21 protein-coding genes are annotated in these 21,502 nt (G+C 70.3%); 6 read left to right on the plus strand and 15 right to left on the minus strand.

Features of this window, described 5'->3' with window-relative positions:
• Positions 1 to 27: 27 nt before the first annotated feature.
• The 4 genes from ABH920_RS05890 to ABH920_RS05905 form a co-directional block, all read right to left on the minus strand.
• Positions 28 to 363, minus strand: coding sequence for a type II toxin-antitoxin system PemK/MazF family toxin (locus tag ABH920_RS05890; RefSeq protein ID WP_370347590.1), 336 nt, complete (start codon positions 361 to 363; stop codon positions 28 to 30).
• Positions 360 to 581: a hypothetical protein gene (locus tag ABH920_RS05895; protein ID WP_370347592.1), complete on the minus strand. Its 222-nt coding sequence runs from the start codon at positions 579 to 581 to the stop codon at positions 360 to 362. The genes ABH920_RS05890 and ABH920_RS05895 overlap by 4 nt, the downstream gene beginning before the upstream one ends.
• A gap of 228 nt (positions 582 to 809) precedes the next feature.
• The gene (gene mqnP, locus ABH920_RS05900; protein ID WP_370348007.1) at positions 810 to 1,781 is read right to left on the minus strand and encodes a menaquinone biosynthesis prenyltransferase MqnP; all 972 of its coding nucleotides are present in this window, start codon (positions 1,779 to 1,781) and stop codon (positions 810 to 812) included.
• Positions 1,778 to 3,259 (minus strand): menaquinone biosynthesis decarboxylase, encoded by a 1,482-nt coding sequence (locus ABH920_RS05905; RefSeq protein WP_370347594.1) that lies wholly within the window; start codon positions 3,257 to 3,259, stop codon positions 1,778 to 1,780. The genes mqnP and ABH920_RS05905 overlap by 4 nt, the downstream gene beginning before the upstream one ends.
• Positions 3,260 to 3,369: 110 nt before the next feature.
• On the opposite strand from ABH920_RS05905, the gene ABH920_RS05910 reads away from it, so the two are divergent.
• Positions 3,370 to 3,786 carry a PLDc N-terminal domain-containing protein gene (locus ABH920_RS05910; RefSeq protein WP_370347596.1) on the plus strand — a complete coding sequence of 139 codons (417 nt, stop codon included), beginning with the start codon at positions 3,370 to 3,372 and terminating at the stop codon, positions 3,784 to 3,786.
• 102 nt (positions 3,787 to 3,888) lie between these two features.
• Here the strand turns inward: ABH920_RS05910 and ABH920_RS05915 are convergent, their stop codons facing one another.
• Complete coding sequence (locus ABH920_RS05915; protein ID WP_370347598.1) at positions 3,889 to 5,337, minus strand: hypothetical protein; 1,449 nt, start codon at positions 5,335 to 5,337, stop codon at positions 3,889 to 3,891.
• 327 nt (positions 5,338 to 5,664) lie between these two features.
• Between ABH920_RS05915 and ABH920_RS05920 the strand changes: the two genes are divergently transcribed.
• Positions 5,665 to 6,363: a DUF4230 domain-containing protein gene (locus tag ABH920_RS05920; protein ID WP_370347600.1), complete on the plus strand. Its 699-nt coding sequence runs from the start codon at positions 5,665 to 5,667 to the stop codon at positions 6,361 to 6,363.
• A gap of 90 nt (positions 6,364 to 6,453) precedes the next feature.
• On the opposite strand, the gene ccsB is transcribed toward ABH920_RS05920, so the two are convergent.
• From ccsB to ABH920_RS05965, 9 genes are all read right to left on the minus strand, one after another.
• Entirely contained in the window at positions 6,454 to 7,461 is a 1,008-nt protein-coding gene (gene ccsB / locus ABH920_RS05925) for a c-type cytochrome biogenesis protein CcsB (RefSeq protein WP_370348008.1), read from the minus strand.
• 47 nt (positions 7,462 to 7,508) lie between these two features.
• Positions 7,509 to 9,191 (minus strand): cytochrome c biogenesis protein ResB, encoded by a 1,683-nt coding sequence (locus ABH920_RS05930; protein WP_370347602.1) that lies wholly within the window; start codon positions 9,189 to 9,191, stop codon positions 7,509 to 7,511.
• 22 nt (positions 9,192 to 9,213) lie between these two features.
• Complete coding sequence (locus ABH920_RS05935) at positions 9,214 to 10,038, minus strand: cytochrome c biogenesis CcdA family protein (RefSeq protein ID WP_370347604.1); 825 nt, start codon at positions 10,036 to 10,038, stop codon at positions 9,214 to 9,216.
• Between the two features lie 10 nt (positions 10,039 to 10,048).
• Positions 10,049 to 10,633, minus strand: a complete 585-nt coding sequence (locus ABH920_RS05940; RefSeq protein WP_370347606.1) for a TlpA family protein disulfide reductase — start codon at positions 10,631 to 10,633, stop codon at positions 10,049 to 10,051.
• A gap of 181 nt (positions 10,634 to 10,814) precedes the next feature.
• Complete coding sequence (locus tag ABH920_RS05945; RefSeq protein ID WP_370347608.1) at positions 10,815 to 11,468, minus strand: histidine phosphatase family protein; 654 nt, start codon at positions 11,466 to 11,468, stop codon at positions 10,815 to 10,817.
• 32 nt (positions 11,469 to 11,500) lie between these two features.
• Complete coding sequence (hemL, locus tag ABH920_RS05950; protein WP_370347610.1) at positions 11,501 to 12,823, minus strand: glutamate-1-semialdehyde 2,1-aminomutase; 1,323 nt, start codon at positions 12,821 to 12,823, stop codon at positions 11,501 to 11,503.
• A 45-nt stretch (positions 12,824 to 12,868) separates the two neighbouring features.
• A complete protein-coding gene (locus ABH920_RS05955) occupies positions 12,869 to 13,297 on the minus strand; it encodes a hypothetical protein (protein ID WP_370347612.1) in 429 nt (142 codons plus the stop codon).
• Positions 13,294 to 14,742 (minus strand): sugar MFS transporter, encoded by a 1,449-nt coding sequence (locus ABH920_RS05960; protein ID WP_370347614.1) that lies wholly within the window; start codon positions 14,740 to 14,742, stop codon positions 13,294 to 13,296. Before ABH920_RS05960 ends, ABH920_RS05955 begins: the two co-directional genes overlap by 4 nt.
• Before the next feature lie 17 nt (positions 14,743 to 14,759).
• Complete coding sequence (locus tag ABH920_RS05965) at positions 14,760 to 15,782, minus strand: DUF3027 domain-containing protein (protein WP_370347616.1); 1,023 nt, start codon at positions 15,780 to 15,782, stop codon at positions 14,760 to 14,762.
• A gap of 133 nt (positions 15,783 to 15,915) precedes the next feature.
• Between ABH920_RS05965 and ABH920_RS05970 the strand changes: the two genes are divergently transcribed.
• The 3 genes from ABH920_RS05970 (at position 15,916) to ABH920_RS05980 (ending at position 19,310) form a co-directional block, all read left to right on the plus strand.
• Positions 15,916 to 17,733: an MFS transporter gene (locus tag ABH920_RS05970; RefSeq protein ID WP_370347618.1), complete on the plus strand. Its 1,818-nt coding sequence runs from the start codon at positions 15,916 to 15,918 to the stop codon at positions 17,731 to 17,733.
• A gap of 102 nt (positions 17,734 to 17,835) precedes the next feature.
• Positions 17,836 to 18,483, plus strand: a complete 648-nt coding sequence (locus ABH920_RS05975) for a futalosine hydrolase (RefSeq protein WP_370347620.1) — start codon at positions 17,836 to 17,838, stop codon at positions 18,481 to 18,483.
• Positions 18,484 to 18,491: 8 nt separating this feature from the next.
• A complete protein-coding gene (locus tag ABH920_RS05980; protein WP_370347622.1) occupies positions 18,492 to 19,310 on the plus strand; it encodes a 1,4-dihydroxy-6-naphthoate synthase in 819 nt (272 codons plus the stop codon).
• Positions 19,311 to 19,372: 62 nt separating this feature from the next.
• Here ABH920_RS05980 and proS read toward each other — a convergent pair whose 3' ends face one another.
• On the minus strand, positions 19,373 to 20,815 hold the full coding sequence (gene proS / locus ABH920_RS05985) for a proline--tRNA ligase (protein WP_370347625.1): 1,443 nt from the start codon (positions 20,813 to 20,815) through the stop codon (positions 19,373 to 19,375).
• Between the two features lie 102 nt (positions 20,816 to 20,917).
• On the opposite strand from proS, the gene ABH920_RS05990 reads away from it, so the two are divergent.
• The gene (locus ABH920_RS05990; RefSeq protein ID WP_370347627.1) at positions 20,918 to 21,496 is read left to right on the plus strand and encodes a dihydrofolate reductase family protein; all 579 of its coding nucleotides are present in this window, start codon (positions 20,918 to 20,920) and stop codon (positions 21,494 to 21,496) included.
• Positions 21,497 to 21,502: the final 6 nt, after the last annotated feature.

Raw genomic sequence — 21,502 nt, forward strand, 5'->3', positions numbered from 1 at the left:
TCTATTGTCCGTCTGGTCGTGAAGCGGTCAGACATCAAGGATCCGACGCAGGACGAACTTGATCCGATCGATGTCGGGCGCGCCCAGGACACCGCGATGGGGACCGACGATCCGCCCCCGCGACAGCGCCTTGACCTGATCGCACATCGCGAAGCCGTCTCGGCCGTCCAGGGTGACCCGAGGTTGGAACGGCAACCCGCGATCGGTGCCGGTGCACGGAACGACCAGCACCAGCCCGTTCGGAAGAGCGCAGGCGAACCGCGAGCCGACGACGATCGCCGGCCGCCGCCCCGCCTGTTCCCTGCCCAGCCGCGGATCGAAGTCCATCCACCACACCGACCACGGCGTGACGACTGGGCTCACCCGCGTACCTCGACGTCGGTTTCGGCGAGGGTCTCCGCCTCGGCCCGCATCTCGGCGAGCTGTTCGGGCGAGAGCCGGGCCAGCGCCGCGAACGACTCGTGCTCGAACAGCAGCATCTCCAGCGCGCTGTCCAGGCTCGCGCCGTTCAGCTCCGACGACGCTATGGCGGCCAACCGGTCCCGGTTCCGGGTGGTGATCTTCATCGTCGTCGTCGTCATACCCCGAGTATACCTCGGGTAGACGGACCCATCCGGGCTCAGAGGGAGGATTGCGACGATTTGCGGTACACGGAACCGCCGGCTGACTACGAAACGAGCGAAACGGTCCAGGAGCAAGCATGGCTAGACAGGTGGCCCGCGCATCCTGGTTGGCTGTAAGGGCCACCTGGCGACGCCAGGCGCCGCTCATAGATCGTTTCGCGCCGCGAATCGTCACAATTCGCCCTCTCAGGCCCCCAGCCCGCGCACGATCAGGTCCACCAGCGCGCAGCAGAACAGCGAGATCCCCACGAAGCCGTTCGTCGTGAAGAACGCGCGGTTCACCTTCGACAGGTCGGTCGGCTTCACCAGCGAGTGCTCGTACCAGAACGCGACCGCGACCACCGCGATGCCGATCCACCACAGGGCGCCGCCGTGCGCGACCACGCCGAACCAGATCAGCAGGCCGAGGGTGATCACGTGGGTGGCGATCGAGGCGCGCAGGGCGGCGGCGATGCCGAAGCGCGCCGGGACCGACTTCACGCCGATCACGCGGTCGGCGGCGACGTCCTGGCAGGCGAAGATCAGGTCGAAGCCGCCGATCCAGAAGCCGACGGCCAGGCCGAGCAGTGTGGCCTGCCACGACCAGTGGCCCGTGACCCCGATCCAGGCGCCCATCGGGCCGATGGCCTGGGCGATGCCGAGGATGGCGTGCGGGTAGTTCGTGAAGCGCTTGCCGTACGGGTACAGGACCAGCGGGATCACCGCGACCGGGGCCAGGTACAGCGACAGGCGGTTCAGGGAGGCCGCGGCGGCCAGGAACACCGCCAGGGCCGCGAAGGAGCCGAGGTAGGCCGTCTTCACCGACACCGCGCCGGTCACCAGCTCGCGCATCTGGGTGCGCGGGTTCCGGGCGTCGATCTCGCGGTCGATGATCCGGTTCATCGCCATGGCGAAGGTGCGGGCGCCGACCATCGCGATCGTGATCAGCAGCAGCTTGAGCCAGTCGACGTGGCCGCTGGTCTCGAACATCGCCCACAGGGCACTGATGTAGGCGAAGGGCAGGGCGAACACCGAGTGCTCGATCAGCACCAGGCGCAGGAACGCCCGGGTGCCGCCGACCACGCCCCGGGCGGTCTCGGGCGCCTCGTTGACCTCCCGGGTGGTTCCGGTGGGTTCCTCCACGGGGTCCACAGAGGATGCAGCTGCGGCGGACATCAGAAGCCGTACTCCTTCCAGCGGCGGTCGACCTTCGCCGCCGTCATCGGGTCCGAGGTGATCATCTCCGGCCAGCCGCGGTGATAGCCCTCCTCCGGAAGCTTGCGAGTCGCGTCGATTCCCGCCTTGCCACCGTAGAACTGCTGGTAGGAGGCGTGGTCCAGATGGTCGACGACGCCTTCGACCACGGTGAGGTCCCGGGAGTAGTCCACGTTGCCGAAGGCGCGCCAGGCCACCTCGGCGTAGTCGTGGACGTCGCAGTCGGCGTCCACGACGATGATCAGCTTGGTCAGGGACATCAGGTGCGCGCCCCAGATCGCGTGCATCACCTTCTGCGCGTGCTTGGGGTAGCGCTTGTCGATCGAGACGATCGCGCAGTTGTGGAAGCCGCCGGCCTCCGGGAGCGCGTAGTCGACCAGGTCCGGGATGATGATCTTGAGCAGCGGGAGGAAGAAGCGCTCGGTGGCGCGGCCCAGCGGCCCGTCCTCGGTCGGCGGGCGGCCGACCACGATCGACTGGAGCATCGGGTCCTCGCGCATCGTCATCGCGGTCACCGTCAGCGCCGGGAACGGCTCGACCGGCGTGTAGAAGCCGGTGTGGTCGCCGAACGGGCCCTCGGGGAGCGTGACGCCGGGCTCCAGCCAGCCCTCCAGGACCACCTCGGCGTTCGCCGGGACCTGGAGCGGCACCGTCTTGCAGTCCACCAGCTCGACCCGCTTGCCCTGCACGAAGCCGGCGAACAGGTACTCGTCGATGTCCGAGGGCAGCGGCGCGGTGGCGGCGTAGGTGACGGCCGGCGGGCAGCCGAAGGCCACGGCGACCGGGAGCCGCTCGCCGAGGCGCTGCGCGACGGCGTAGTGGTTGGTGGAGTCCTTGTGGATCTGCCAGTGCATGGAGATGGTGCGCTTGTCCTGGCGCTGGAGCCGGTACAGGCCCAGGTTGCGGCCGCCGGTCTCCGGGTGCTTGGTGTGCGTCAGGCCCAGGTTGAAGAAGGAGCCGCCGTCGTCCGGCCAGGTGTGCAGGGCCGGGAGGAGGTCCAGGTCCACCGCGTCGCCGGTGAGGACGACCTCCTGCACCGGGGCCTTCTTGACGTGCTTGGGCGGCACCGACTTCAGCTGCGCGGCCTTGCCGAGGGCGTCGCGCAGGCCGGAGACGCCGTGCGGGAGCTCGGGCTTGAGGAGGTCGCCGATGCGGTCGCCGATCTCGTCGAGGTTCTTCAGGCCGAGAGCCAGGCAGAGGCGTTCCTCGGTGCCGAAGACGTTCATGGCCAACGGGATCGGCTTGCCGTCGGGTGTCCGGGCACCACGCACGTTCTCAAACAGCAGGGCGGCGTTGGCGTGATGATCTTCCCGCGGCGCCTTCTGCACCCGGTCGGTGATCTCCCCGACCTCCAGGTGCGGGTCCACCTCCGCACGGATGCGCTTGAGCTGCCCTCGGCGTTCGAGGGCTTTCAGGAAAGAGCGCAGATCGTCGTAGGCCATGGTGACCAGTATCCGTCAGAGGGGGGAAGACCCCCGTACCGGTCCCGTAGTGACGGCGCGGCCGTTACTGTTGAATGTGGAAAACCCACGACTTCCCGGGAGGCTGGGCGTTGCTCCGTTTCGTGGTCCAGTGGCTGGTGCCCATCGCGCTGGCCATCTTCGCCTGGGTCGACTGCCTGCTCACCCCGCGCCCCTGGGTCCGCTTCCTGCCGAAACCGGTGTGGGCGGTGCTGATCGCGGTGCCGTACCTCGGGGCGCTGGCGTGGATCTTCACCGGACGCACCGCGCAGCCGCGGGACCTGCGGCGGCGGGCCACGGACCCGCATCCGGGGCTGTTCTCCTCGCTGGGGCGGGGCGGGACGCACCAGCGGCGGCCGCGGATCGTGGACACCTCGGGGTCCGGCAGGGGCGGGAGCTCCCGGCGGACCGGGACCGCGCCGAGCACGTGGGCGGTGGCTCCGGACGACGATCCGGAGTTCTTGCGGCAGCTCGGCGAGCAGTTGAAGAAGGACCGGCCGGAGGGCTGAACCACCGCCGGCCGGAGGGCTGACCGACTCGACCCTCCGACCGTCGCGGCGCTCAGAACGACGCTCAGAAGAACAACACTCGGAACGGCACGCGGAACCCGCTCAGCCCGCCGAGGACTGCATCGTGAACCCGAACATGTGCCGGTCCATCGTGAACACCGGATCCGCGTACGACTGCGGGAAGTCCTCGAAGCTCTCGCCGACCGCCTCGACCAGGTAGTCGGCGATCGGTTCGGCCAGCCCGACCCTGCGGGTCGACCAGCGGGCCCAGGCCATGGCGGCCGGTTCCAGCAGCTCCAGCTGGGCGTCGTCGGCGTTCACCCGGGCCGGGATCAGGACGTTGATCAGGGTGTCGAACTTCTCCGGGCCGAACAGCGGCGGATCGCCGGCGAACTCGGTGAGGCCGAGGCGGGCGAAGACCTCGCCCCATTCGCGGACGATGGCCTGGTGCGGGAGCGCGCGGGCATCCGCGGAGGCGGCGAACTCGTCCAGGAGCGGGGGGAGGTCGTCGAGGTCGTAGCCGAAGTCGGCGCCGCCGGGCAGTTCCGCCGGTTCGGGCAGGACCGCCAGGCGGGACAGCATCAGGGCGCGCAGGGCGGCGAAGTCGTCGCCCTCGTCCTCTTCCTCGTCGTCCTCATCGTCTTCGTCATACTCGGCGTGGTGGCTGTGCGCGTCGGGCTGGGCCGCCAGAGCGTCCAGTTCGGCGAAGGCCTCGTCCACGGCCTCCGTCTGGAGCGCCGGCTCGTCCTCCAGCTCCTCGTCCAGCCGGCCGAGCTCATCGAGCTCGTTCAGGCCGTCCTGGTCCTCGTCCTCGTCGTCATCCTCGTCGTCGACCTCCTCGAAGACGTCCTCGAACTCGTCGTCCTCCTCGTCGTCGACAAGGGTCTCGCGCACCGCCGGCTCCAGCCGCCGGCGCAGCTCCCCGGCGTCCAGCTTGTCCAGGGAGAACACGCCCTCGGGCCCCTCGGCGAACTCCGCGCGGATCTCGCCGAGGATGTCCGGAAGGTCCACCGGGTCGACGAGCAGGACCTCCACGACGGTGCCCTGGGCGTTGTTGGCGACGGTCGCGGTGAAGGCGTAGCGGTCCTTGCCGCGCTTGAAGGCGGCGATCAACAACTCGCCGTCGGCGAACACGTCGGAGACCGACCACGCCTCCAGGAACTCCACCTGCTGGAGCGCGGCCCCGTACCACTCGGGGCGCCGGACGCCCTTGTGGAACAAGCGCTCCGAGGCCTGTCCTGCGCGGGCCGCGACTTCCGGCGAGGCCACCGAGGCCAGCGCGCACAGCACCGCCTGCGTGCGCGGGGAGCCGACCAGTTCCAGAACCTCGACCAGGCCGAGTTCGGCCCCCTCGGGCTCGTCGTCCTGTTGCAGCGCCGCGGTCCACAGGCCGCCGAGGAAGGCCGACGCCCACAGCTCGGCGTCCAGGGGCGTGCGGACCGTCCGCGGATCGCCGTAGACCTCGTCCAGGGCGTCGAAGAGCTGCCCGAACTCCGGGGGCAGCTCGGGATGCCGGGCCGGGGACGGCGGATGCGCCCTGCGGTTGGGCACGCCGGGACGCGAGGAGTGGCTGGGCTGACGACGAGGCTTCGGTCTCACCGTCTCATGCTCTCAGATCGCCGGATCCCGGATGCGGGCAATCCCCGACACAGGGCACCACAGACCGCGGCGGCAACCCATTCGGATGGAGGTGGCCTTTGTGGAACCCGCCGAACATCAAGGACAACAGCAGCATCACGATGAGAAAAATCAGGGCGAACCATAAACAGCCGGTGCTCCGGGACCGACGTCCTTGCCGGTCACGGTCTTCCCCGCGTCGTCCCGAGCGCATACGGATGGCTGCCATAGGTCATAAGATAACTGTGATAGGGGGTGGCCGTGGCGGCTAAGGGCGAGCAGGTTGAAGAAGGCTCCAAGAACGAGACGCGCATCATCGTCCGCACCCGGGGCGGCGGGCTGCGTTCGACCCTCCTGCGCTGGGGCGTGGGCGGGGTCGTCGTGGTGGTCCTGCTGGCGTTCCTCGGTTCCCTGACGAACCTGATCCATTTCAGCAATCCGTTCGGCGAGACCACCACGACCCGCAGCGGGCCGGTGCTGCTGAAGTCGATCACGGAGCTCAAACGCTTCGAGGCGGCCAGCGGCGAGTTCCAGGTCGTGACCGAGGTGCAGAAGGCGTCGTGGCTCCCGTCGTTCCTGGCCGGCAGCGACACGTTCTTCCTCGGCGACGGCACCGTGAACGCCTTCGTGGACTTCAGCAATCTGGACGCCAACCACGTGAAGGTGTCCACCGACCGGCTGTCGGCGTCGATCACGCTGCCCAAGCCGGTGCTGGACCCGACAGCGCTGGACGTGCACAAGTCGTACATCATCGGCCAGCAGCAGGGCGTGTTCGACCGGCTCTTCAACAGCGACCCGAACCAGGTCCAGTCGCTGTTGGTGGAGGCCACCAAGCAGATCGACGGCGCGGCGCAGAAGAGCTCGCTGGTGTCGGTCGCGGAGAAGGACACCACGCAGATGTTGCAGAGCCTGCTGCACTCGCTGGGGTTCACCGGCACGATCGCGGTGAACTACACGTAGAACCACCAGTAACGCCGGAACAGCAAGCGGCGCCGGGCGAATCCGCCCGGCGCCGCTTCCGTTCTCAGCTCTCGACTGTTCAGCCCGCGGCTACTTCACCCCGGCGTAGGAGTGCATGCCGTTGACGAAGATCGAGACGATGAAGTAGTTGAAGATGAAGCACCCGTAGCCGACCAGCGCGATGAACCCGGCGCCGCGCCCCTTCCAGCCGCGCGTCGCGCGCGCGTGCAGGTAGGCCGCGTAGACGACCCAGGTGATGAACGCCCACGTCTCGGTCGGGTCCCAGCCCCAGTAGCGGCCCCAGGCGCGCTCGGCCCAGATCGAGCCGGCGATGACGGTGAAGGTCCACACCGGGAAGGAGAACGCCAGGATGCGGTACGCGGTCAGGTCCAGCTTCATCGCCGAGGGCACGCGCCGCCACATCGAGTTCGGGTTCGCCGTGCCCAGCTTCGCCTTGGTCTCGTAGCGCGACTTGAACAGGTACAGGACCGTGGCGACCGTCGCGACGGTGAACATGCCCGAGCACAGCACCGCGGCGGCGACGTGCACCACCAGCCACGGCGAGTGCAGCGCCGGGACCAGCTGCTCGGCGTCCTTGTACAGGACCTCCATGGCCAGGCCGAGGATCGCGACGATCACGCCGGTGACGAACACCCCGAGCCAGCGCGCTCCTCTGCGGAACAGCAGGCCGACGTAGAGCGCCATGGCGACGGCCGAGCCGGCGATGGTGAACTCGTAGAGGTTGCCCCACGGCACCCGGCCCGCGGCCACGCCGCGGGTGACCACGCCGATCACGTGCAGCACGAAGCCCAGCACCGTGGTGCTGACCGCGATGCCGCCGGCGGTGATGGCGCGCAGGTTGCCGCCGTCGATCGCCGGGGTCGGCTCGTCCTCGTCCGGCCGGCCGTCCAGGGCGTCCAGATCGTCGAGGTCGTCCAGCCCCGACAGATCGTCCGACACCCGGGCCTTGCCGCCGGCCGCGACCAGCACCTCGGCCTGGGCCGGCACCTTCGCGGCGGTCTCCACCACGAACGACGACTTCCGCCCGAAGACCCACTCCGCCGTGTAGGCGAAGAACGCGATCAGGTAGACGAACATCGCGCCGTAGATGGCGTAGTTCGAGAACCGCGCCAACGACTCGTTGATCACTTCTGGACTCCCGCCTTCGGAGGACGCAGGCCTCTGCCCACGCCCCGCACTTCGTCCCGCAACCGCGCGTCCTCAGCCCGCGCCAGCCCGGCCACCTCGACCCGGACGGCGTCCTGCTCGGCGGGCCGGACCCGCACGAACACCCGCCGTCGCCGGATGCCCAGCGACCCGATCAGCCCCACGACGATGCCCACGGCCGAGACGAAGACCAGCATCTTCGACGGGTCGTGGTTGAGGTCGAACTGCGCCCACTGCACCACGCCGTCGAACTCGATGGTCCCCGTGCCGTCCGGCAGGGCGACCGTGTTCTTGCCCTTGTCCAGGGTCAGCACCACGGCCGGGTTCGTCGGCTCGACCGGGTTCGGCAGCTTGACCTGCTGCGCCTTGGTCACGTCCATGGTGTACACACCGGGGTTCGCCCCGAGGTTGCCGGTGTACGCGGTGAGGACCAGCGCCGGGTTCGAGGCCGTCGGGAACAGCGACACCGCGCCGAGCCCGGGGATCATCGCCCCCGGGTAGTCGGGGACGAAGATGCCGGACAGGCCCAGGTCCTGCGGGCTGTCGAACTTGTCGGTGTAGCCGTTCTTGACCTTGTAGATGCCCGAGCCGACGCCCATCGCCCCGGAGTCGAAGAACGGCACGGCCGCGTGGTCCACGATCACCTTGCCGTTCTTGTCGCGGACGGTGATGACCGGCGAGTAGCCGTGGCTGCTCAGGTAGACGCTGACGCCGTCGACGCTCAGCGGGCTGTTCTCCTTGAGCGTCGCCTTCTTCTCCGGCGCCGTGAGCGAGGACTTGTAGCTGACGTCGGCGGTGAAGTCGCGGGCCTGGCCGTAGTCCGGAGCGTTGTGGTTCGGCTCGTAGGTCGCGGTGAACTTGTTCAGTGTCAGCCCGAAGGGCGGCAGCTTCATCGGGTCGACGCCGCCGCCGAAGGTGTGGTCGTCGTAGTCCATCGTGATGTTCGAGAACGACTCGCCCTCGCTGATCACGACCTTGGCCTGGTAGCCGTAGTAGCCCTTGATGGCGAACCCGGCCAGGATGCCCACCAGCGACAGGTGGAAGATCAGGTTGCCGGCCTCGCGCAGGTAGCCCTTCTCCCCCGAGACCCACCCGCCGCCGTCGGCGTCGGTTCCGCGCACGACACGGAAGCGCTTCTTCTTCAGCGCCGCCTCTGCGGAACTGAGCTTGTCCTCTATAGAGGTGCCCGAAGTGTCGTTCCAGCGGAAGTGCGCCGGCATGCGCGCCAGGTTGCGCGGAGCGGCCGGCGGGGGCTTGCGCAGCACTTTGAGATGCTGCGCGGTGCGCGGCAGGATGCAGCCGATCAGCGAGATGAACAGCAGCAGGTAGATCGAGGAGAACCACACCGACTTGTAGACGGTGAAGAACTGAAGCTTGTCCAGGATCGGCCCGACCGTCTTGTGCTTGGCCAGCCAGTCGGTGACCGTCGTCGGGTCGGTGTTGGCGCTGCGCTGCGGCAGCAGAGACCCGGGGATGGACGCCAGGGACAGCATGAACAGCAGGATCAGCGCCACGCGCATGGACGTCAGCTGCCGCCAGGCCCAGCGCAGCATCTCCAGCCGGCCGAGCCTGGGCAGGCTGACGGAATCCGTGCCGCTGCCTTCTTCGCGCGGCGCCGTGGTCAGGCTTGCCGCGTCCATCTCTTCTGTGGGCGATGCCATTCGATACGTCGTCTCGTTCTAACTAGATCGGGGACTGGAAACCGGGTGTCTGGCCCTGAAGCCAGGTCACCAGGTGGTCCCACTCACCGGTCACCAACAGGACGCCGATCAGGACGAGCATGCCGCCGCCGATCCGCATCACGGCCTGGTAGTGGCGCTTCACATAGCCGAACGCCCCCATCGCCTTGCGGAACGCGATCGCGGTGAGGACGAACGGAAGACCCAGCCCCAGACAGTACGCCACTCCGATGAGAACCGAACGACCGGCGTTCCCGGAGTCGATGGACAGCGAGGAGACCGCCGACAACGTCGGTCCCATGCACGGCGTCCAGCCCAGCCCGAACAGGATCCCGAGCAGGGGCGCGCCGGCCAGGCCGACCCGCGGGTCCTTGTGGAACCGGGCCTCGCGGTTGAACACCCGGCTGATCGCGCCCGGCACCACGCCGGCGAAGGACAGGCCCATCAGTATCGTGATGCTGCCCAGCACGATCTGGATGGTGCGCTTGTGGGCGTACAGGAACTGCCCGCTCCAGCCGGCCAGCGACTCCAGCAGCACGAACACGATGCTGAACCCGAGCACGAACAGCAGCGCGCCGGCAATCATCCGGCCGCGCTTGGCCCGCGCCGCCTCGTCCAGCGTCTGGTCGCCCAGATCCACGCCGGTGAGCCCGGTCACGTACGACAGGTAGCCCGGCACCAGCGGGAGCACGCACGGCGACAGGAACGAGATGAGCCCGGCGGCCAGCGCGATCGGCACGGCCACCAGGAAGCTGCCGTACTCCACCTTCGTCTCGGTGGAGGTGTAGCTGGAGGCCAGATGCGTGAGGACGGCGGCGGCGGCGCTCATCGTCGGGCTCTCACTTACCGGACAGGACGGTGTCGAGCGCCGCGGACACGTCGTTGAAGTCCACAGGGCGCAGCGCCCGCCACGCCAGGCCGCCGTTCTTGTCGATGATCAGCGTCGAGGGGACCGAGGCCAGCGAGGTGATCCCGGCCAGCTGGCCGAGCAGCGTCTCGTTGCCGTCGTCGACCAGGTTCGGGTAGCTGATCTGCTTGGCCTTCACGAAGGCCTGGGCCTGCCCGTTGTTGTCGCGGGTGTCGATGCCCACGAACTGCACGCCCTTGTCCCGGTACGCCTCGTTCGCGTGCTCCAGGTACGGCGCCTCGGCCTGGCAGGGATCGCACCACGACCCCCAGATGTTCACGACGATGACCTTGCCCTTGAACGAGGCCAGGTCGAGCTTGGAGCCGTCGAGCGTGGTCCCGGAGAGCATCGGGAACTGCTTGCGGTCGTTGACGGAGAACGCGGCGGCGGTCCCGAGACCGTCCTTGTTCTTCGAGCCCGACCCGCCGCAGGCGGTCAGGCCGAAGGCGAGTGCGGCGGCCGTCATCACCGAGAGCACGGCGACCGACCTGCGTGTTCCATCCGTCCTGCGCAGCATGTGAAAAGTTTCGCATGGCTGCCGCGCGCTCTTGCGGCAGGGTCCCCGAATCGGACGAAGCGTCGCGCTCCGCCCATGCTGGAAGACCCTGCGCGACGGCCCTGTAACGGCACTATGACGACGGCGCTATACGGAGGACTCCGTATAGCGCCGTGCGGCTAAGAGGTTTTACAGAGCGGTTCTACGCGCCCGCGACGAACTTCTTCGTGTTCTTCACCGGCAGCAGGTCCTTGGCCGGCTCGCTGTAGCGCACCGCCGTGATCCGGCCGTCGGTGATCTCGAAGGAGGTCAGCGAGGCCAGCGTGCACTCGCGCTTGCGCGGGTCGTGGAAGAACGACCGGTGCTCGGCGGCCAGCCGGCTGATCCAGATCGGCAGCTGGTGGCTGACCAGCACCACCTCGTGGCCGGGAGCCAGCTCGGCGGCGTCGAGCAGGGCCGCGTGCATCCGCTTCACCTGGTCCTTGTACGGCTCGCCCCAGGACGGCTTGAACGGGTTCCACAGCTTGAACCAGACCGCCGGCCGCTTCAGCACGCCGTCGCCGACCGAGAACTTCTTGCCCTCGAAGAAGTTCGCCGCCTCGATCAGCCGCTCGTCGGTGCCGACCTCCAGGTCGTGCCGGGCCGCGATCGGGGCCGCGGTCTCCTGCGCGCGCTGCAGCGGCGAGGCGACGACCGCCTTGACGTCGTGGTCGGCCAGGTGGTCGGCGACCCGCTCGGCCATCTTCTGCCCGAGGTCGGAGAGCCGGAAGCCGGGCAGGCGGCCGTAGAGGATGCCGTCCGGGTTGTAGACCTCGCCGTGGCGCATCAGGTGGACGACGGTCTTGGTCTCAGCCATGACAGGTGGGGTTCCCTTCCGGGGATCAGGGATCAGTGGGATTTCTCGGCAGCGGCCGCGGCCTTGGCCGCGTGCGGCAGCGCCTCGGCGACGGTCTCCACGGCCGCGGCGTCGTGCGCGGCCGAGACGAACCACGCCTCGTAGGCGCTCGGCGGCAGGTAGACGCCGTGGTTCAGCATCGTGTGGAAGAACTCCGCGTAGGCCTTGGTGTCCTGCGTCTTGGCGTCCTCGTAGTTCTTCACCGGGCGGCCGGTGAAGAACACGGAGAACATGGTGCCCGCGAACTGCACGGTGTGCGGGACGCCCTCCTTGGCCAGCGCCTCGGAGGCCAGGTCGGCGATCTGGTGCGCGGTGGCGTCCAGGTGGCTGTAGACGTCCGGGGTGCAGTTGCGCAGCGTGGCGAGGCCGGCGGCGGTCGCGACCGGATTCCCGGACAGCGTGCCGGCCTGGTAGACCGGGCCCACCGGGGCCAGGTGCTGCATGACGTCGGCCCGGCCGCCGAAGGCCGCGGCCGGGAAGCCGCCGCCCATGACCTTGCCGAAGGTCATCAGGTCCGGGACCACGCCGTCGATGCCGTACATGCCCTCGCGCGAGGCGCGGAAGCCGGTCATCACCTCGTCGGAGATGAACAGCGCACCGTGCGCGCGGCAGATGTCGGCGAGGAACTGGTTGAAGCCGGGCTCCGGCGGGACGATGCCCATGTTGCCGGCCGCGGCCTCGGTGATCAGGCAGGCGATCTCGCCGCCGTGCGCCTCGAAGGCGGCCTTGACGGCCTCCGGGTCGTTGTACGGCAGCACGATCGTGTCCGCGGCCTGCGCCCCGGTCACGCCGGGGGTGTCCGGCAGCGCGAAGGTGGCGACGCCGGAGCCGGCCGCGGCCAGCAGCGAGTCGACGTGGCCGTGGTAGCACCCGGCGAACTTCACGATCTTGGTCCGGCCGGTGAAGCCGCGGGCCAGCCGGATCGCGCTCATCGTGGCCTCGGTCCCGGAGGAGACCAGGCGGACCTGCTCCAGCGGGGCGACGCGGGCCACCATCTCCTCGGCCAGCTCGACCTCGCCGGCCGACGGCGCGCCGTAGCTGGCGCCGCTGTGCAGGGCCTTGAGCGCCGCCTCCAGCACCGCGGGGTGGTTGTGGCCGAGGATCAGCGGGCCCCAGGAGCAGACCATGTCGACGTAGCGGTTGCCGTCGACGTCGGTGAGGTACGCGCCCTGGCCCGAGGCGATGAAACGCGGGGTGCCCCCGACCGCGCCGAACGCCCGCACCGGGGAGTTCACACCGCCCGGCGTCACTGCCCGGGCCCGGTCGAACAGGTGCTGGGACTGGGTCTCGGGGGGCTCGTACGGATGCGCGTTCATGCCGCCATGGTCTCAGATCCGCGGAGCCGGGCCGCTATCGCGGTGTCAGCCGTCACTCGGCGCGATCCGCATCGCCGTCACGGCCTCGACGAACGCCTCCGGGGGCCGGTAGCCGTGGTCGCGGATGTAGTGGACGACCAGCGTGGGGGCGGTGAGCAGGCGGCCGTCGGCGGCGGCCACGCGGATCTCGGCGCTGCCGAGGTACAGGACGCGGGTGCCGTAGACGGCGCCGTACTGGAAGTCGGCCTCGAAGGGGTGCCGGAAGCGGCAGCCGTGGACGCCGCGGGTGACGGCGACGGTGTGGTCGGCGGCGAGGGTGACCAGGTTCTGCCAGAAGACGGGGTCGGAGTCGTCGTCGGCCGCGGTCGGGAACTCGTGCCCGGGCTCCAGCCACCCGACGGCGAGCAGTTCCACCCCCTCCGGCACGGTCTCCGGCAGGTAGTCGTACAGCGCCAGGTCGGGGTAGTACGTCATGCCGGAATGGTGCCCTCCCGGGACGCCCACCGACCAGAAGCCGCGACCGCGACCATCGCCGCGATGATGAACGCCGGCAGCAGCAGGTAAGCGGTGTGGATGCCGACCCGGTCGGAGAGGAAGCCGAGCGCGAACGGCGCGGTCCCGACCGCGATCCCGCCGCCGAACATGTTCACCGCACCGGCGAGCTCCGCCTGACCGCCGGCCATCTCGATACCGCGCGCCGCCAACAGCGGGTACTGCAACGACACCCCGAGCCCGGCCACCGCCAGCCCGCCGAACATGATCACCGGGTTCGGCGTCGCCCAGAAGAGCGCGAAGCCCACGAGGTTGGTCCCGAACGCCGCGAAGATCAGCCAGTCGATCGGCACCCGGAGTGCGAGGCGACCGCCGATCGCACGGCCGACGGCCATGCCGGCGACGACGGCGGTGACGCCGGTCGCGGCCACGCCGGCGGACAGGTGCGCGCGGTCGCGGAGCAAGGTCGCGCACCAGAGGGTGAGGCAGAACTCGATGGCGCCGGCGCAGACGCCCGCGACCTGGTTGATCCAGAAGCGGCGCGGGAGGTCGCGGAAAGTGGCCGAGCGAACGGGTTGGTCGCTCGGGGAGCGGGGCGCCGGGACTCGATCCACAGCCGAAACCCGGCCTCGCACGTCATCCGCAAGACTCACGACCGTGCCGATCCGCCCACCAGAGCCATCGGTGCCGGCCGCATACTCGGGCCCGGCTACCGCGCCGCGGCCAGCGAGTTCTTCGGTACCGCCGGCACTCGCGCCGGCCGTGTCGACCATGCCGAGCCCGTAAGCCTCGACCGCCTCGCCCACAGCCACCGGCTCGGTCTCGGCCGCCGCCACCCACGCCGGCTCGCGCACCCGCCCGAGCGCCACGTACAGCAGCGCGCTCAGCGGTGCGACCGACAGCAGCGCCGTGCGCCAGCCGATGCCCGCCGCGGCCGCGCCGCCCACCGCGAGCGGGGCCGCGATGCCGACGAAGGCGGCGACCGCGTTGGCCTCGGTGATCGCGGCCGGGCCGGTTTCCGGGCCATGCGCGCGCGACAGTGCCGCCGGCACGGCTATACACATCAGCGCGCCGAAGACTCCGCAGATCACGGCCGCCGGAAGCGTTACCGACAACGACGGGACAGCGCAGAAAAGCCCCACCGACAGCGACAGGCCGACCAGCCCCCACCACAGCGCGGGGCGTGAGCCGCCCAAGCGGCGGATGTACCAGGGCGCGCTGAGGCTGCCGACGGTGACGCCGGCGGCGTAGCAGGTGCTGTGCAGCCCGGCCACGCCCGCGGAGAGGTGGAGGTCGTCCTTGAGCAGGTCGATCGAGGGGCTGAAGGCGTAGAGGAAGAAGGCGAAGGCGCCGAGTTGCAGATAGAGCAAGCGGGTCCAGCTGTCGTGCCGGACCCGCAGGACGGGCTCAGTGGGGGTGGCGCTCACATGTCACGCATCGCGGGTCAGCTTTCATCGACGGGCTCTTCCTCTGGCACAACCTCGGCCACGACCTCGGCCTGCACGACCTCGACGGCGGCGACAGTTTCGGCCTCGGGCTCGGGCTCGGCGTCCTCCACGTCGGCCGCCGCCACCGCCACCTGCACCGCCGCCGCGGCCGCGGCAGCGGCCTGCGACGCCTCGTCGGCGGGCCGCACCACGCGCTCGCCGAACGTCACGGTGTCGTACCGGTACTCGTCGACCACCGGCTCCGACGTCGGGTACGTCACCGGCACCACGGCGGCCTCCGAGTGCGCGCCGCAGCCGAAGTCCAGGGACACCACGCGGCCGTCGCTCGGGGAGATCTCGTTCGTGCACACGCCGAAGCCCTGGCCGAGCATCCCGGCCAGCGGCGCCAGGAACCCGCAGCCCGAGCAGCGCGCCGGGGCGGCCTGCGCCATCGGCGAGTGCGGGCCGAACTCGCCCTCGTGCCAGCGCTCGGCGGCCTCCTCGCGGCCCTCGCGGGACAGCACGCGCGGCCGGCCGAGGCCGATCTGGTAGGCGATCAGCGGCAGCGAGTCGCGGGTGATCTCGCGGTAGAGCTCGGGCCGCTCCTCGTCCTCGCCGGTGTAGGCCGGAACCAGGCGGGCGTCGTCCTCGGCGATCGGCAGCAGGTCGCCGGGGCCCAGGTCGCCGGGGCGCAGGCGCTCGCTCCACGGCACCCACTCCGGGGCCAGGACCGACTCGTTGCCGGCGACCAGCACGGTCTCGTCGAGGGTGACGAACTTCGTGCGCGGCGCGCGGGTCAGCGTCACGGCCCAGTTCCAGCCGCGGTACCCCCGCTCCTTGCACTCGAACAGGTGGGTGACCACGCGGTCCCCCTCGGCGAGCATGCCGACGTGCCGGCCGACCTCGCCGATCCCGGCGACGTCCTCGGCCGCGGCCAGGGCCAGGTCGACCGCGTCGGCGCAGACCTGGTCGAGGACCGGCTGGCGTCCGCGCGGCCGGCTGTCTGCGGAGCGGGCTGGGGTGGCGGTCGCGGCGTTCACGGCTCGATTCTCCCCTATCCGGAGGTGTTCGTGTGACAGCGGTTCGGCTGACGGTGCATCGCGGCCGGTCCACAAGGGTCGCCAATTGAATCACCGGCTCCCCACGTTCACTTTTTCCGGGCAGGATAGGGGCGTGGCCAAGGATCAGACGCCGAACCGGGACGGCGAGGAGCGGACGCGGGTTTTCGACGCCCCGGAGGCGACCCGGCCGTTGATCCCGCAGCCCCCGCCGCTGCCGCCGAAACGCCCCCGGGACGGCCGGGACGCCCGGGACGCCGGCGGCCGCACGCAGAACGGCGGCGGCGCGGCGGCCGATCCCGCGCTCGCCGACACGCTGCCGACCGGGGATTCCTCAGCGGCCTCAGCGTCCGCCGCGGCCTCGGCCGCGCGCGCCGGCGGCCACCACGACCCGGTCCCGACCCGCATCATGGCCGCCCAGCACCCGGACGACGCCCCGATCGCCACCATCGACCTGGCCGCGACCCTGCCGCAGTTGGCCGAGGTCGCCCCGGACCTGTCGGCGGCCGACATAGAGATGCTCACCCCGGTCCGGCCGGAGTCCGACGCCGCGCGCATCCTGCGCCGGGTCGGCGAGGGCACCGAGGCCACCGGCCGCGCCATGGGCAAGGTCGGCGGGGTGGTCGGGCGCCGCATCCGGAAGTACACCGAGTCCGGCGGGGCCCGGGAGTCCGGGCTGTCCCGGCTGATCGAGCTGCACGCCGTGAACACCGCCGGCGACCTGCTGATCACGCTGGCGCTGGCGCAGTCGGTGTTCTTCGGGGTGCAGCCGGGGCAGGCGCGCGGCAAGGTCGCGCTGTACCTGGTGATCACCATGGTGCCGTTCGTGCTGCTGGCGCCGGTGATCGGCCCGCTGCTGGACCGCTTCGGGCACGGCCGGCGCATCGCGATGGCGCTGACCATGGCCGCCCGCCTGGTGCTGGCGCTGATCATGGCCCGCACCGTGAGCGGCAGCGCCAACCTGGCGCTCTACCCGGCCGCGTTCGGCTGCCTGGCGGCCTCCAAGGCCTACGGCGTGACCCGCAGCGCGGTGATCCCCCGGCTGGTCCCGCACGGCAGCACACTGATCAAGGCGAACTCGCGCACCTCGATGGCCAGCATCATCGCCACCTTCGTGTTCGCCCCGGTCGGCGGCCTGCTGCTGAAGCTCGGCCACGCCGGACTCTGCCTGATCGGCGCGGCGCTGGTCTTCGCGCTCGGCGCGTACCTGGCGCTGCGGCTGCCGTCCCACGTGGACTCCGCCGCGGGCGAACAGAAGGCGCAGCTGAAGAAGAAGGACCGGAACATGGACCCCCGCCTGGAGGAGACCATGCCGAACCTGCGGCTGCGCTCGGTGGGCCCGGCGGTGATGCTGGCGCTGCGCGCCAACGCCGCCTTCCGCTGCTTCTCCGGCTTCCTGACCATCTTCATGGCGTTCCTGGTCCGCTACCACCCGCTGGCCGGCTACAAGGACCTGGTCGCGATCGGCATGATCGCCGGCGCCGCGGCCGTCGGCAACGCCGTGGGCACCTCGCTGGGCTCGATGCTGAAAGCCCGGGCCCCGGAGGGCGTGATCTCCGCGATGCTGGCGCTGACCACCGGGGCGGTCCTGGCCTGCGCCTTCTATTACAACCTGATCACGGTACTCACCGTAGCCGCGGTCGCCGCCATGAGCGCTGCGCTGGCCAAACTGTCCCTGGACGCCCTTTTGCAGCGCGACACGCTCGAACGTGTGCGCACGTCTGCCTTCGCCCGATCTGAGACACTGTTGCAGCTGGCCTGGGTGGTCGGCGGCGGCCTGGGGATCGCGATGTCGTTCCCGGGCAACGGCAACGGGACCTTCGCGTTCATCGTGGCCGCCATCGCGTTGCTGGCGGTCTGCGTGGTGACTTTGAAGGCGTTGTCGGATCTGCGTTTCGTGGCACCGAACCCCGCGCAAAGTCTCGGAGTCTGAAGGCTCAAGGCACAAGGGATGGGGAGCCGGATGCCGGGTACGTTTCCGGCGTGCGGCGAAGCGAATACGTAAGCCATCCGCGGGACGACGGGGAGTGACCGAATGTACGAGTTCTTGCTGGCGACAGCCGTCGGCGCCGAGCGTGACGCTCTTCAGCGCCACGCCGACGGCCTGACGGTGATAGTCACCGGCGCGGGCCCCGCGGCCGCGGCGACCGGCGCGGCCTGGGTCCTGGCCTCGGAGCCCTACAAACTGGCGGTCTCAGTCGGCATCGGCGGCGGCTTCGCCCCGCGCGCGCCGATCGGCTCGGTGGTGGTCTCCACCCGGGTGGTCGCGGCCGACCTCGGCGCCGACTCCCCGGAGGGCTTCCTGCCGATCGAGGAGCTGGGCTTCGCCCCGCGCGTGGAGCAGCCGGACGAGGCCTGGGCGGCCCGGATCGGCGGCGCGTTGAGCACCGCCGGGCTGACCGTGGTCACCGGCGCCGTGCTGACCGTGGCCACCGTCACCGGCACCGCCGAGCGCACCGCGGAGCTGCTGGCCCGGCACCCGGACGCGGCCGCGGAGGGCATGGAGGGCTTCGGCGTGGCGAGCGCGGCGACGATGGCCGAGCTGCCGTTCGTGGAGATCCGCGCGATCTCCAACGTCGTCGGACCCCGGGACCGGGAATCGTGGCGGATCGGTGAAGCCCTGGACGTCCTGGCGACCGTCGGGCAGACCCTGGCCGCCCTCCAGGCGCCGGGCGTCGCATAATCAGCCATATGTCTGACGCCGCGACCGTCCTGCCCGACAAGCTGTCCATCGCCTACTCCCCGTGCCCCAACGACACGTTCGTCTTCCACGCGCTGACCCACGGCCTGCTGCCCGGCGCCCCGGTCTTCGACGTGACCTTCGCCGACATCGACGTCACGAACTACTGGGTGCAGGAGGCGGACGCGCCGGACGTCCTGAAGATCTCCTACCCGGCCCTGCCGCTGGTCGCCGACCGCTACGAGCTGCTGCACTGCGGCGGCGCCCTGGGCCGGGGCTGCGGCCCGCTGGTGCTGTCCCAGGGCGCGGTGTCGGCCGAGGCGCTGGCCGGCGGCGTGGTGGCGGTGCCGAGCCTGCTGTCGACCGCCTATCGGCTGTTCGAGCTGTGGGCGGAGAAGAACGTCCCGGGTGGTATGCAGATCAAGGTCTTGCCGTTCCACGAGATCATGCCGGCCGTGGCGGCCGGCGAGGTGGCCGCCGGCCTGGTGATCCACGAGGCCCGCTTCACCTACCAGAAATTCGGCCTGACCTGCCACGCCGACCTCGGCGAGTGGTGGGAGTCGGAGACCGGCCTGCCGATCCCGCTGGGCGCGATCGTGGCCCGCAAGGACCTCGGCGCCGAGGCGCTGGCCGAGCTCAGCGGACTGATCCGGGACTCGGTGGAGTACGCCTGGGCCGACCCGAAGGCCTCGCACGAGTACGTGATGGAGCACGCGCAGGAGATGGACCCGGAGGTCGCGCAGCAGCACATCGGGCTGTACGTCAACGAGTTCACCCGGGACCTCGGCGCCGACGGGCTGGCGGCGGTCGAGGCTTTGCTCGCGAAGTAGCCGAACGAAAAGCCGAGGTCCCGGCGGGTTCCGCCGGGACCTCGGCCAACAATACTGTTTTCTCAGTACGCCCGCGCGAACAGCACGCGCTTGCCGTACGCCGACGGCGCGTCGCAGCGCACGCAGGTCCCGGACTCGGCCGGCGCCTCCAGCGGGATGCAGCGCGGTGTGGCGGCGGTCTCGGCCTTGATGTCCTCCTCGCACTCCGGGCGTCCGCAGTGCAGGGCGCGGGCCCAGCCGGTGGCGACGGCCGCGGTGAACTCGTCCCAGGTGTCGACGGTGTGCGTGTGCGCCTCGCGGAAGGCGGTCGCGCGCTCCAGCAGGTACTCCTGGAAGTCGTCGAGGGTGTCGAGCAGCACCTCGGGGGCGGTGTCGAGGGAGATCGCGACCTTCCCTTCGTCGCCGAGGCGCTTGGCCAGCAGCGCGGTCCCGGCGGCGAGGTCGCGCGGGCCGATCTCCAGGCGCAGCGGGACGCCGCGCATCTCCCACTCGTTGAACTTGAAGCCCGGGGAGACCTGGGGGCGGTCGTCGACGTGTACGCGGATCCCGGCTTCCTTCAGCCGCACGGCCAGCTCGCGCACCGCGTCCAGCACGGTCTCGGCCTGGTCGCCGCGCGCGATCGGGACGACCACCACCTGGTACGGCGCCAGCTTGGGCGGCAGGACCAGGCCCTTGTCGTCGCCGTGGGTCATGATCGTGGCGCCGATCATGCGCGTGGTCATGCCCCAGGAAGTGGTGTGGCAGAGCTGGAGCCGGCCGGTGTCGTCGGAGAACTGGATGCCGAAGGCCTTGGCGAAGTTCGTGCCCAGATAGTGCGAGGTGCCGTTCTGCAGCGCCTTGCCGTCGCGCATCATGCCCTCGACCGTGAAGGTCTTCACCGCGCCGGCGAAGCGCTCGCCGGGCGTCTTCTCGCCGGGGACGACCGGGATCGCCGCCAGGTCGCGGCAGACGTGCTCGTAGACGCCGAGCATCTGCAGCGTCTCGGCCATGGCCTCGGCCTCGTCGGCGTGCGCGGTGTGGCCCTCCTGCCACAGGAACTCGGTGGTGCGCAGGAACAGGCGGGGGCGGAGCTCCCAGCGGACGACGTTCGCCCACTGGTTCAGCAGCAGCGGCAGGTCCCGGTAGGAGGAGACCCACTTGGCCATCATCTCGCCGATGACGGTCTCCGAGGTCGGCCGCACGACCAGCGGCTCCTCCAGCTCCTTGCCGCCGGCGTGGGTGACGACCGCGAGCTCCGGGGCGAAGCCCTCGACGTGCTCGGCCTCGCGCTTGAGGTAGGACTCCGGGATGAACAGCGGGAAGTACGCGTTCTCGTGCCCGGTGTCCTTGATGCGGCGGTCGAGGTCGGCCTGGAGCAGCTCCCACACCCGGTAGCCGTACGGTCGGATCACCATGGTGCCCTTAGCCGGGCCGCGCTCGACCAGCTGGGCCTTGGTGACCACCTCGTTGTACCAGGCGGAGAAGTCCTCGCTCTGCGGGGTGACCCCGCGCTCGTCACGTGCCATGACGGAACGCTACCGAGCCGGGACGCGCTCGGGCGATGAGTTTAGACGTGGCGGGTCGTCCGTATCACCGACAGCGACCGACTCGAGCACCGGGAGAGCACCATGACCGCCACCTACACCTTCGACGTCTTCTCCAGCCTCGACGGCTTCGGCGCCGCCGGCGGCGACTGGACCGGCTACTGGGGCAAGCAGGGCCCGGAGCTGCTGGAGCACCGCCTCGGCCTGTACAGCCAGGAGCAGCGGATGGTCTTCGGAGCGAACACGTACCGACTGTTCGTCGGGTTCCTGGCGCAGGCCGCGGACGACGCCGACGTCCGCGACCCGTGGGTCACCCGGATGATCGACACCCCGGCGACCATCGTGTCCTCCACCCTGACCACGCCGCTGGACTGGCCGGACGCGACCCTGGAGCGAGGCGACGCCGTCGACGTCGTCGCGCGGCTCAAGCAGGAGTCGGACGTGCCCCTGCGCTCGCACGGCAGCCTGGCGATGAACCGCGCCCTGATGGCCGCCGGCCTGGTCGACCGGGTCCAGGTGACCCTGTTCCCGGTGATCACCGGACAGCACGGGCTGGACCCGATCTTCGCCGGCGCCGCCGACTTCGACCTCGAACTGCTGGAGACGCGGACGCTCGACGGGCGGATCCAGGAGCTGGTGTACCGGCCCACGCTGCACGGCTGAAATCCG

The sequence above is a fragment of the Catenulispora sp. EB89 genome, assembly GCF_041261445.1.
GTDB lineage: Bacteria > Actinomycetota > Actinomycetes > Streptomycetales > Catenulisporaceae > Catenulispora.